Consider the following 12792-nt stretch of genomic DNA (forward strand, 5'->3'; position numbering starts at 1 on the left):
CAATCCCGTGGCTGAAAAACTGATCATCAACTTCACCCCAACTGGAATGATTCCTACTAAGGAAATTACTCCCCACGTCCCGATAAGCGTTTCAGAAATTGTGGATGATGTTCTGCGCGCATCTGAAATTGGTATCACCATGGCCCATTTACATGCAAGGGATGCGGTATCCGGTGAGCCAACTTATCAAAAAGAAATCTATGCAGAGATTATTGAAGGTATTCGAAAATACGATTCAGAATTGGTGTTATGTATTTCATTAAGTGGGAGAAATTTCTCAGAATTTGAAAAAAGAGCAGATTCCTTGTTTCTTGATGGTTCTCTAAAACCGGATATGGGAAGCCTTACATTGAGTTCTCTGAATTTCAATGCAACAGCGAGTATGAATTCACCAAAAATGATTCAAGATTTGGCCAAAACCATGTTAGAACGGGGTATTGTGCCGGAGTTGGAAGTTTTTGACGTAGGTATGATCAATTATGCCAAATATTTAGAAAAAAAAGGATTGATTAAGCCACCGTATTACTTCAACCTTATTTTAGGAAATATTGCATGTGCCCAAGCCAATCTATTAAATGCTGGAGTTATGATCAATGAACTTCCCGAAAATTCTTTTTGGAGTATTGGGGGAATTGGTAATGCCCAATTAAAGATGAACTCTCTGGCGATAGCTATGGGTGGTGGAGTTCGCGTGGGTATTGAGGACAACATATGGTACGATACGCAAAGAACTCGATTGGCTACCAATGCTGATTTGATTCATAGAATCCACACCATAGCCCAGGCTAACGAAAGAGAGGTCATGAAGCCCAATGAATTTAGGCGCAAAATGAATATGTCAACAGAATTTACCGATAATTATGGTCGGCCAGTGGTTGGTCTTTAAGATTCATGAAAACAGACGAGAAGGCTAGGTTTTACAAACTCAGACTGTTCTTTATAAGAATAAGGCATGGTCTTTTTTTATGGACCCTTAGGAGTATTTTGGCCAAGTTGGGAATTGATATTGGTCCATACTACTGGGTTTTGGAAGGTGATGGGCTTTGTGATGATCCAAAAATCAAAGGAAATTCTGAAGACTATCATACCGATTTGTTAAGCACAGAAGAAATAGCCTCATTGCGCAACATAACGTTTTTTGACCCCAAACATGTGTCAAAAGCAAGCGAAAATGGCCAAATGAAGGTCATTGCACTTAAACATGCCAATGAAGTTGCCGCAGTAATGTGCATTCAATATGATAATGTAGTTTATCGAAAGAAAGAATATCAGTTAAAATCGAATGAGGCTTATCTTCTGAACATGTACACCTATCAGTCTTTTCGAGGTAAAAACTTGGCTCCTTACCTGCGTTATCATACATACGGAATGCTCCGAAAAGAGGGAATTGAAAGAATCTACAGTGTAACCGATTACTTCAACAAATCCTCTTTGAAATTCAAAAAAAAGCTTAATGCTCGACCAATCGCCTTGTATTTTGCAATCGTTCTGTTTAAACGTTTTCATAAAACATTTAAAATCAAAAGTTACGGTGCTTAGTGGAGCACTAGCCCAACCATCCTTCCCTGTCCAGGCTTCGATATTGAATCGCTTCTGAGATATGCTGGCCCAAAATACCTTCTTCTCCATCTAAATCCGCTATGGTGCGTGCCACTTTCAAAATACGATCATAGGCTCGGGCAGAAAGATTCAGCTGTTCCATGGCAGTTTTAAGTAAGTTTTTGGAAGTGCCCTCCAAAAAGCAGAATTGCCGAATGTGTTTGGTATTCATTTGTGCGTTGTAATGAATGCCCATTTCTGTAAATCGTTGGGTTTGCAATTCTCTTGCAGCAACTACCCTCTTTCGTATTTCAAGGCTGCTTTCTCCTTTCCGATCATCGGATAATTGTTCGAACGGTACTGGAGTAGCCTCAATATGGATGTCAATCCTATCTAAAAGTGGACCTGAGATTTTCCCAAGATAGCGTTGCATTTCAGAAGGTGAGGAGGTAATGGGAGAATCGGGGTCATTAAAATACCCTCCAGGACTTGGATTCATACTAGCCACCAACATAAAACTACTTGGATAGGTTACAGCAAATTTTGCTCGGGCTATGGTGACTTCCCTATCCTCCATGGGTTGACGCATAACTTCGAGCACTCTTCGTTCAAACTCGGGCAATTCATCCAAAAACAAAACCCCATTGTGCGATAAGGATATTTCACCAGGTTGCGGATAACTCCCGCCACCGACCAAAGCGGCACTGCTAATCGTATGATGTGGACTGCGAAAAGGACGTTGACTCATAAGACCTTGGGTTTTAACCTTGCCCACAACACTATGTATCTTGGTAGTTTCCAGAGCTTCCGCCAAGGTCATGGGAGGCAATATTGAGGGCAGCCTTTTGGCCAACATGGTCTTACCAGCTCCAGGAGGTCCGATCAATATGATATTGTGACCCCCTGCCGCAGCAATTTCCATGCAACGTTTAATACTTTCTTGTCCTTTGACATCACTAAAATCGAATTCCGAAAATTCTTGATTTTCCGTGAATTCTTTCCCTATATCGATTTGTAGAGGTTGAAGGGTTAATCTACCCTCGAAGAAATCAATCACCTCATCAATTTTCTTTACTCCAAACACCTTAAGACCTTCGACGATGGAAGCTTCCCTAGCATTCTCATAGGGCAGAATAAATCCTTTAAACCCTTCTTCCAAAGCCTTTATAGCAATGGGAAGTGCTCCTTTTATAGGCAATACACTTCCATCGAGGGATAACTCACCCATAATCAGATATTGGTCTATCTCGTCAGCCTCTATCTGATTAGAAGCAGCAAGAATACCCATGCTCAAAGTTAAATCATAGGCCGAACCTTCTTTGCGCAGGTCTGCAGGGGCCATGTTGATGGTAATTTTTTTTCCTGGGATTTTAAAGCCGTTGTTCCTTAGCGCCGCAGCAATTCGAAATTGACTCTCTTTTACTGCATTATCGGGTAGTCCCACGAGATGATAGCCAATTCCTCTATCGATATTGACTTCAACGGTGACCGTAGTGGCCTCTATTCCAAAAACAGCACTTCCATATACTTTGGTTAACATTCCATAAATCCTATGGAAAACAATATAATTTCAATCTCGGGAGATGACTGACATACTTTGATGGATAGGCAGTATAAATTGTTCAAACTGCCCTTTCATTACATGAATAATTCTTTTTCAATATAAGCGATAATTTACATGTAGGTTTTTTCTTACTTATATAATATTTCACTAACTTTAAGTAACTCTAAATCTATATTCTATGAAAAAGTTATTTGTCATGTTAGCCGTTTTTGCAGTTTCTATCTCCTGTTCAGAAAACGAAATCGAGAATCCAGTTCAAGTTTCTGAAGAACCTACCGCCACAAATGCCCTAGGCCCTATAGTCTGTACTGGATATGGTATCTTTTCAAATTCCGTCTATGACTGTGGTTGGCGTCGTGGATACGAGGATTGGGTCTTTCACTACAACAGTGTTGTCACTCAACAGTCCTATCCTCCTTGTTATAAAATTAGAATTGTAGTCGGTTCGGGAACCGTTGGCATAAAATGGAATACCGCTCTTTTTGCCCAACAAATTATTCAACAAACCCAAAACCAATATCAGACGTACTATAACAATTTGTTCAATAATACGGTTGGTGATTTTAATCAAGGGAAAATTGCTGGATATTTAGCCGGGCGTGGACAGGAACCGTACACCGCAAATAGTGAGGATGTTTGTCCCTAATCCTTATTTCAGAAAACTAGAAATGCGAGGGTGTTTAAACCCTCGCATTTCTAATTGAACGTATTACGATTCTTAATTTTCGGAAGGAACAAAAACCAGCTTCGACTTGGATGTGGTTTCTATTTCATTTTGATTCATCATCATTTTTCTAAACTCACCTCGGACATAAAGTTCGGCCTGGTCTTTATAATGTTCGCTAAGTGGATTTCCAGATTGCCCGGTTGGCAATATACTGATGCTATTTTCAATATCTGAGAAATCAATTATTCTGCGTGTAGATGGCCCTGTACTGACCTTATAAAACCCGGTACTATCATAGGGGAAGGTCATATTGTTGATAACCTCTCGACTTCCTTCAACGGGGAAGGGTCCTACGTTTAAATACTTTCGCAAAGACGCTACCTGTCCTATCGGATGTTTATGTTCCAAGGTATGTACTTTGTCCCAAGTCCATTCATTGGGGTCTGGTCCAAAATCCTTGACCAAAGATGTCCAGGCATCAGCGAAAGACTTGAGCACAATATGGTTTCGTGTTTCCACCACGTCTTGGGTCAGTACGTTATCCCACCATTTGCCTACTTTCATAATGGCGCCCCAGGCTATGTGTCTCTTCATCAAATGGGTTGAAAGAAATTGTTTGAATCGCTCAGGTCCCATTTCATCCTCAAAGGTGTTTTTGAGCACGTAGTATTCACTTCTGTGATATAATAGTGCACTTTGACTGTCCAGCGTATATGATCCATCCCAATTGCTCAGCTTATCCACTTCAACCAACTGTTGCTGATCGAGGTGGGATATATCCAAAAGCTTAATAAGTTCTGACACTAGCCTCGGATTGACGGAAGAGGTCACATCCAAAATCATCTCAGAAACCGATTCTTTGTCCCAATCATTCTTATTGTCGAGAAGTTCAACAATGCGTTTCGCTCTGTTTTCCGGCAAATAATAACCAGGATAGAGCATTCCTGCAATGGAATCAGGTTGATTGTTGGCGGAATAGACGTAGTTCCATGGAGGGTTTATTGCACTCGGATTTTCGGAGAAATCGAGGTAACGAACGGGTTCCTCTTCGCCAGAGACTCCATTCAAAATAAACTTAGAGGAAATGCTATCGGGCATCTGGTAAAGTTGGGCACTGGCCCACCATGCAACATTTCCTTCCGCGTCGCCATACATCACATTAAGCCCTGGGGCATGAATATTGGGCAGGGCCTCTTGAAACTCATCCAAATTTTCTGCATGGGTAATACCGTAAAGTGCATCCAAAACCTTGTTTTCGAGACGGGTATAGATCCATGACATGGCTACGGGTCGTTCTTGGGTAATCTGGTCTGCTATTCCATTAAGAATGGGTCCGTGCCTTGTTTTTTTATAGGTGAACAAGACATCATCTCCATCCTTAACTGAAATGGTCTTTTCCACTACTTGAAGCTCTTTCCAGCCTTCTTCAGTGTTGTATTTTGTACTATCGGCCTGATTTAGTTCTTCAAAATAGAAGTTAAGGTCATCATTTTGGAACATGGTCAAGCCATAGGCCAGATTCCTGTCATGTCCCAACAACGGAAAAGGCACTCCTGCCATGTGATACCCATACTTTTCATAATGGGGAGTGCTCACATGGGCCTCGTACCATACTGATGGCTGAGCAAAACCAATATGTGGGTCGTTTGCCAAAATAACCTTCCCAGATTTAGTTTTTTCAGGAGCCAGTACCCAGCTGTTGCTTCCTACGAAAAGTGGAATGGGCAATTTGTCAAGAGCTTTGGTTACCGCTGCGGTGATGTTCGTGGCAATAGAATCCGAGGAGACATTCTTATAGTTTTTTATCCAAACCGTTGAGGAATCGGATTCAATGGCCAAATCATTCAAGTACTCCTCACCCAAGTCATTTTTCAAATCGGTAAGCAAGGGGTCTGTCTTATGTCCCATGGCAAAAGTAAAAGCCATATATCCCACTGCATTGTATACGTCTTCCAGCGTGAAAGGCTTCTTCTCCAAACCCGTTAGATAAAACTCAACAGGCGTAGGTCCGTTCTCAATAAAACTATTGACTCCATCCAAATAGGCATTACATAATGCTGCCATAGGACTGCCGTTATCAATGTTAGTGAGTGTTGCTTTGGTATGTTCATCAATTCCCAAGGAGAGAAAAAACTTATCTGTGTCTACCAAATCTGGACCAAAAACCTCTGACAATCCTCCTTTGGCCACCCTTCGCAACAATTCCATTTGCCAAAGGCGGTCTTGCGCATGCACATAGCCCAAGGCCTGAAAGGCATCTTCTTCACTTTCTGCATATATATGGGGAATTCCAAAGGAATCATAGAACACAGTTACCTCATCGCTTAAGCCGGCCATGGTTTTTTGACCACTATATTCCGGTTTTAAGGTGTTCATGAACAATGCTGTTCCTATTACCAGTAATACAATAACAACAGCAAGAAGTAGAAGTATCTTTTTGAATGTTTTCACAAAGCTTCGGTTAAGTTATTTAGCTTTTCGAAGTTACATTTTTTTGTAAAAACAGGAAATGAAATGAAAAAACTATGGTCGATTCATGGAGAGCTGGTAGTTTTCCAAACCAGATTTTAACCACTCTTCATAAACCTCCGCATCCACATATTGAACGGCTTCATTCAAAATCTCCAAGTTTGGAGAAAGCAAGACATAGTAGGGCTGCGAAGCTGCGTTGAAGTTTATGGTTTGAAAAGTGCCCCACTTCTGGCCTATGGTCTCTATGGATTTTATTCTTCCCGAATCGTACTTAAAATCAAATTGTTCATCTGTTGGTAATTCCTTCCGATCATCCACATATAACGAAATAAGGACGTAGTCGTCTTTAAGCATTCTATAAATGCTGGCCTGGCTCCACACGTTCTCCTCCATTTTTCTACAATTTACACAGGCCCATCCGGTAAAGTCCAATAAAATGGGTTTGTTCTGTTCTTTGGCAACGGCCAAACCTTCATCGAAATCCTTATAGCAATCCAATCCCAGTGGACATTCACTATCGGTCTGTTGTAGACTGTAAAAGTCAGGCGGTGGAAAACCGCTCAAAAAACGAAGATGGGTAATGTTGGCAAGTCCTAGGATAAGATATATCGAAAAAGCGGCAGAAAAGAGCCCGACAATCTTACGTGGAACGGACAGTTTTTGTTTGGGACCATCGTGTGGAAACCGAAATGCTCCAAATAAATAGAGGGCCAATAAAACGAAAAGTACAATCCAAACTCCCAAAAAGATTTCCCGCTTCAAAATCCCCCAATTACCAACCAAATCAGCATTGGACAAGAATTTGAAGGCCAGTGCCAGTTCCAAAAAGCCCAAAACCACCTTTACCGTGGTCATCCAACCTCCTGATTTAGGAAGGGAATTTAACCAAGCTGGGAAAAGCGCAAAAAGAGCAAAGGGCAATGCCAAGGCCAAACCAAAACCTACCATTCCGGCCGATAAATTTATGGCAACATTTCCTTCGGCCAGTGTCGTACTTCCCAAAAGTCCACCTAAAATGGGACCCGTACACGAAAAGGAAACAATCGCCAAGGTCAATGCCATAAAAAAGATACCCAAACCTCCACCAACCTTATGTGAAGCGGCATCCATCTTATTGGCCCATGAGCTTGGAAGGGTCAATTCGTAGTAGCCGAAAAAGGAAAATGCAAAAAAGACGAAGATTATGAAAAAGAGAATATTCAGCCAAATGTTGGTTGCAATGGTATTCAGAATTTGCGAATCGACGGAATCGAAAAGATGGAAAGGCAAACTCAGCAAAAAGTAAATCAAGACAATAAAGAAGCCATATTGAATGGCATTGAAGATTCCTTTCGACCTTTGCTGTGACCGCTTGGTGAAAAAAGAAACCGTTAGCGGAATCATCGGAAACACACAGGGAGTCAACAAAGCTATCAATCCACCCAAAAAACCAAGTCCGAATATCATCCAGAGGTTCGATTTGGAAGCTGAATTGCCCAAGGCTCCCTGGCTTAAAACTTCCCTGTTCTGCAAGTCAATTTTTAAGGACTCCCCCAAAGCAACGCTGGCTTCGTCAAGATTTTTGGTTTCAGTAATAAAGGCTGAGCCGTCCAAAGAAATTTGAAAAAATTCATCCATGGGGATGCAGACTTCCTTACAAATTTGATAGAATAGATTAACTGAAATCTGCGATACCTCAGGTCGTAAAAGTTTAATCTTTTGCGTAAAGATGGCTTCTCCTTTGAAGAAGGTTTCTTCCACCTCAAAAATCTCACTATACTCCTTAATGGTCTCACTCTCCTCCGTACCCCCTATCAGTTCGTAGTCCTCTCCTGCTCCTTCAAAGGTGAACTCACTGGGCAGTGAACCTCCCTCCGCTGTGTATTGCGAATACACATGCCATCCCTCTTGGATAATCCCTTTGAAGGTCAACTCATATTCGGTCTCGGATATTTTCTCCACCGAATGTGACCAAATGGCCGGATTGTCTTCAGATTGACCGAAAACCGAACCAAAATTGAATAAAATTGCAAAAAGTATTGCTAATACTCTCATTCGTTAACCGTGATTTTAATAATCTTTTGGCTTGCATTGCTTACTTTAAAACGCTCATCTCCCCTGCGTCCGACTACCCAAGCAACCTCATCTCCTGAGCAAATCAACCATTGCTTCTCCTTCGAAAAAACATCCATTTTTTCATCCTTAAAGAATTTGGATAGCTTTTTCTTCCCCTGCATCCCAAGTGGATAAAAATAGTCGCCTTTTTCCCATTTCCTTAATACTAACGGATAGTTTAACTTTTCCTTATCTAAAAAAACGGTGTTTTTTGATGGATTTTCTATTTGAGAAACCTCTTCTATGGTCAAATGAATGGGATGTTTGATAGTTTTTTGCTCCTCTTCCAAAAGATGTACGCTTGACTCCTGGACCGTTATTTCCTTAAGAATCAAATACGCTCTGTCCTTTAATAATCTGTGGGTTTTAGAGTGGACTTCCTTACCACTCATAGCGCTCAAAAGCGCATGCACATCGTCCCATTCTGTAAATCCATAGGGGTGAAAGAGTCCAAATAAATAGGGTTTCAATGGTTCAAGCTTTTTAAGCTCTTTAATTGGAATTTTAGTTCTTTGCCCTTCCTTAACAAACAAGTTAGTCCTCGTATTTTCAACGGTTTTATCCACTAAACCTTTTGTTTGTAGCAGATATTCCCGGGTTCTTAAAAAGTTATCCAAAAATGTAGGATGGAGTTCCTTAAGTTTAGGAGTTATTTCCTTTCTGATTTTGTTCCGAAGATATTTGGTTTCCCTATTGCTGGAATCCTCTCGCCATTTCAAATTGGCTGATTGCGCATACGCCAAAATCTCTTCACGGGAAAACTGAAGCAAAGGTCGAACCACCCTGTTATTGACTTCAGGAATACCGGTTAACCCTTCAATTCCCGTTCCTCTCGATAGATTAATTAAAAAAGTCTCGAGGCAATCATCCGCTTGATGGGCTGTTAAAACGTAATCTTTGTTTTCCATTTCAAGAAGTTCATCGAACCACTGATAACGCAATTCCCGAGCTGCCATTTGAACAGAACCCCCATGGGTTTTAACATGGGCCAAGGTGTCGAAAGAAGTTGTGAAAACGGTAAGGCCTAAAGCTTTTCCCAGTTGCTTTACAAACTTCTCATCCCCATCACTTTCCAAACCCCTCAGCTTAAAATTACAGTGCGCCAAAACGATATCCAATCCTAGTTGATGGCAAATGTGCGCCAAAACAACGCTGTCCACCCCCCCACTACAGGCGACCACCAAAGAACTCTTCTTTAAAAAAGAAAGCTGATTTTCAATATTTTGTTGAAATTCCTGAAGCACCTGTCAAAAGTAGTGATTAACTATCGGTCGATTCCAATACACTGCGCATGGCCTTTGCTTTTAAAAGGCATTCTTGGTATTCTTTGGCTGGGTCAGACTTGGCCGTAATGGCACTACCTACCGAATAGGAAATATACTGTTTTGATGCATTGTAGAGAATACTTCGAATCACCACATTAAAATCGAAATCACCTTTTGGGTCGAAGTAGCCAACTGTTCCGCTGTATAAACCCCGTTTGGTTTCTTCCAGCTCTTCAATGATTTGCATCGCAGATATCTTAGGAGCTCCGGTCATACTCCCCATAGGAAAAGTATCCTTAATAAGATCTGTGGCCTTTGTATTAACAGATACCTCAGATTCGATAGTGGAAATCATTTGATGTACTTGTTTAAACCGATACACTTTGCAAAGTTCTTTAACATCAACGCTTCCCATAAGGGCGCTTTTGGAAAGGTCATTTCTTACCAAATCGGTTATCATGATGTTCTCTGCCCTTTCTTTGGGGTCATTTGCCAAGGCTTCTTCCAGAATTAGGTCTTCATCTACGTTCAATCCCCTTGGAGCTGTTCCTTTTATGGGCTGTGAAATCACTTGGTTTCCCATTTTTTTTAAATAACGCTCTGGGGAAGCACATAAAAGGTACTTATCGTTTAAGCGGAGGAAGGTAGCAAAAGGGGGTTCAGAAATGTCATTCAGTTTCCGGTAAATGTGCCAGGGATCCATCCCTGTATTGTTCGAATAAAACTCCTGGCATAAATTGGCTTCGTAGATATCGCCTCTCTTGATGGAGTCCAATAGCGAATTGACTTTTTCAAAATAGGCATCTTTATGGATGCGCATTTGAATTCGGACCCCACGGGTTGATGTATCGGTTTGATTGGAAGTAGAATTACTTATTTTATTAAAGTCATTTTCGATTTCGTTTGCAACGGATTCCAGATAAAGGAAATCAACCGAGTTGTCCTTTATCCTGATAATCTTTTCGGGTTGAAAAAAACAAACTTCGGGAAAATCCAGTGCATCCCGGTTTCTAGATTTTAGGGCCTCTAGCTGATTTTTAAAATCATAAGTGATGCATCCAAAAAGCCAATCTTTCGTTTTGTCGAGGTAATTTTGTACTTCATCGATGGTTTTAATGAAATTTTTGGACTGATTGGTCTGTCCACCAACCGCCAGTACTGCTTCAAAAGATGAATAGGGTTCATGATGCTCATTGCTATCCAACCATACAATATGCTGATAGGGTCTTGACCAGTTCAATAGTGCTTTTTTAAGAGCTTTTAAATCCGAAAAAGGAAAAGAACGAAGTACTCTTTGCAAATCGACCTAGGTTAGTTTTTCTAAAAATCGATTCAGAGCGTCCTGATGTGCCAACTGTAAATCAGAGGAAACAATAGTACCTTTTTCAAAATTTTCCTGAAACGAGGGTAAAGAGAACGTGGTGACCACTTCGGCACCAAAACGCGGCAACAAGGCTTCCAGTACTTGCAAGGAGCCTACTCCCCCCCTTTTTCCTCTAGAGGCTGACATTAAGAATACAAATGTGTCTTGAAAAAATTTACGCTCCAATCGTGAAAGCCAGTCTATTACATTCTTAAAGTAGGCCGAAGGATTTCCATTGTGCTCATTGACCGACAGGACAACGCCCTTGGCTTTTTGGATGTCATTTTTCAACTCTATCAAAGAGTTTGAAAATCCTTTTTGCCTTTCTTCATCTTCCGAATACATAGAAAAAGGATATTGGGCCATATTTAGTACTTGAATTTCATGACCTTCTATTAAAGAAGTGGTATACCGTATCAATTCATAATTAATGGAAGTAGAAGAATTGCTACCCGCCAATGCCAAAATTTCAGCCATTGCCTATATTATTTGATTGTTTCGCTAAAATACCCCAATACCTCCTTAGTTGCCAGTATTTTGTCTAATTTTGCCGTGCAAAACATCCAAACTACTTGTTATGCAAGTATATAGGATAATTGTTTTACAATGAAATCCAATAGCACTAGGTTATTCTTTATCGACGCCATGCGCGCATGGGCCATTTTGATGATGCTTCAAGGGCATTTCATCGATGGGTTGTTAGATCCGGTCTTTAGGGATAGGAATAATCTAGTATTCGATACATGGCTCTATTTTAGAGGGATTACAGCCCCCGTATTCTTTACGGTTTCTGGTTTTATTTTCACCTATTTGTTAATTCGAGTACCCCAAAAGGGGTTAGAAAATCCAAGGGTAAAAAAAGGGATTCGAAGAGGATTACAACTCCTATTAATAGGGTATTTACTACGGATGAATTTGTTTGGTCTCTTAAATGGAGAGATTTATGATTCCTTTTATTTGGTGGATGTATTGCACTGCATTGGTCTTTCCATTTTGGGTGTGATTGGAATTTATTTGTTCAGCATCAAAAGAAAACCCTGGCTCTTCCCTGCCCTGATGCTAGGGGTCACTATTCTATTGTTTCTTTTTGAGCCTTTTTACAAAACATGGTCTTTTGGATTTTTGCCTGATGCACTGGCCAATTATTTTACCAAGTCCAATGGCTCAGTCTTTACCATTATTCCATGGTTGGGCTATGCTACCATTGGTGGGTTTTTGTCTATTTTATTTACCCGATATAAAAATTCAAAATATCTATATCCCGTTGCGATAAGCAGTGCTATTGCCATAGGCTCAGTTTTGATTTTCTATTCCTCGGACGCGTTTTTAGAGCTGCATAGAACAACTGGAATTCAGCTTTTTGCGGATATCTTCTTTAACAACTATCTGTTTATTAGACTTGGGGATGTGTTCCTCGTTTTTGCCGTGTTCATGATTCTGAGGAAATTTATGAACAACGCTACGGTACTAAAAATTGGAGCCAGCACTTTGTCCATCTACGTGATTCATTTTATTGTTCTCTATGGAAGTTTCACGGGATTGGGCCTTTATCGTTTCTTGAACCACTCGCTTAACCCAACGTTGGTGATTTCCGGCGCCATTGCTTTTATGGTTCTTTGCACATATTTGGCGCTTGCCTATAATAAGCGCGAACAAGAAATCAAGGACAATATCTCCTTGATTTTTGAATGGGCTAAAATTCAGACTGCCGAAGCCTATGATCTTGCCAAACCCGTTTTAAAGGAATTGGGTATGCGAGCCAAGCTGTTCTTGAGCAGGGTGTTCGCCTTCGTCAAAAACTAGTTAGAACCTTTCCCAAAAAATTTCC

Annotated in this window: 10 protein-coding genes; 4 read left to right on the plus strand and 6 right to left on the minus strand. The window is 40.8% G+C overall.

Annotated elements, in window-relative coordinates; all coding sequences use genetic code 11:
* Positions 1 to 7: 7 nt before the first annotated feature.
* Positions 8 to 886 carry a beta-keto acid cleavage family enzyme gene (locus tag EW142_RS03960; protein WP_130609953.1) on the plus strand — a complete coding sequence of 293 codons (879 nt, stop codon included), beginning with the start codon at positions 8 to 10 and terminating at the stop codon, positions 884 to 886.
* A 5-nt stretch (positions 887 to 891) separates the two neighbouring features.
* Positions 892 to 1539, plus strand: coding sequence for a GNAT family N-acetyltransferase (locus EW142_RS03965; protein ID WP_130609956.1), 648 nt, complete (start codon positions 892 to 894; stop codon positions 1537 to 1539).
* Between the two features lie 7 nt (positions 1540 to 1546).
* Here EW142_RS03965 and EW142_RS03970 read toward each other — a convergent pair whose 3' ends face one another.
* Positions 1547 to 3079: a YifB family Mg chelatase-like AAA ATPase gene (locus EW142_RS03970; RefSeq protein ID WP_130609959.1), complete on the minus strand. Its 1533-nt coding sequence runs from the start codon at positions 3077 to 3079 to the stop codon at positions 1547 to 1549.
* A gap of 202 nt (positions 3080 to 3281) precedes the next feature.
* On the opposite strand from EW142_RS03970, the gene EW142_RS03975 reads away from it, so the two are divergent.
* Positions 3282 to 3749 (plus strand): hypothetical protein, encoded by a 468-nt coding sequence (locus EW142_RS03975; RefSeq protein ID WP_130609962.1) that lies wholly within the window; start codon positions 3282 to 3284, stop codon positions 3747 to 3749.
* 72 nt (positions 3750 to 3821) lie between these two features.
* Here EW142_RS03975 and EW142_RS03980 read toward each other — a convergent pair whose 3' ends face one another.
* The 5 genes from EW142_RS03980 to EW142_RS04000 all read right to left on the minus strand — a co-directional run bounded on the left by EW142_RS03980 (position 3822) and on the right by EW142_RS04000 (position 11441).
* Positions 3822 to 6221 carry a penicillin acylase family protein gene (locus EW142_RS03980; RefSeq protein ID WP_130609965.1) on the minus strand — a complete coding sequence of 800 codons (2400 nt, stop codon included), beginning with the start codon at positions 6219 to 6221 and terminating at the stop codon, positions 3822 to 3824.
* 72 nt (positions 6222 to 6293) lie between these two features.
* On the minus strand, positions 6294 to 8276 hold the full coding sequence (locus EW142_RS03985) for a protein-disulfide reductase DsbD family protein (protein ID WP_130609968.1): 1983 nt from the start codon (positions 8274 to 8276) through the stop codon (positions 6294 to 6296).
* Positions 8273 to 9580, minus strand: coding sequence for a tRNA lysidine(34) synthetase TilS (tilS, locus tag EW142_RS03990; RefSeq protein ID WP_130609971.1), 1308 nt, complete (start codon positions 9578 to 9580; stop codon positions 8273 to 8275). Before tilS ends, EW142_RS03985 begins: the two co-directional genes overlap by 4 nt.
* A gap of 16 nt (positions 9581 to 9596) precedes the next feature.
* Entirely contained in the window at positions 9597 to 10901 is a 1305-nt protein-coding gene (locus EW142_RS03995; RefSeq protein WP_130609974.1) for an anthranilate synthase component I family protein, read from the minus strand.
* A gap of 6 nt (positions 10902 to 10907) precedes the next feature.
* Positions 10908 to 11441, minus strand: a complete 534-nt coding sequence (locus EW142_RS04000; protein ID WP_130609977.1) for an NADPH-dependent FMN reductase — start codon at positions 11439 to 11441, stop codon at positions 10908 to 10910.
* A 129-nt stretch (positions 11442 to 11570) separates the two neighbouring features.
* Between EW142_RS04000 and EW142_RS04005 the strand changes: the two genes are divergently transcribed.
* On the plus strand, positions 11571 to 12767 hold the full coding sequence (locus tag EW142_RS04005; protein ID WP_130609979.1) for a heparan-alpha-glucosaminide N-acetyltransferase domain-containing protein: 1197 nt from the start codon (positions 11571 to 11573) through the stop codon (positions 12765 to 12767).
* Positions 12768 to 12792: the final 25 nt, after the last annotated feature.

Origin of the sequence: Flagellimonas allohymeniacidonis (genome assembly GCF_004296335.1) — a bacterium.
GTDB lineage: Bacteria > Bacteroidota > Bacteroidia > Flavobacteriales > Flavobacteriaceae > Flagellimonas > Flagellimonas allohymeniacidonis.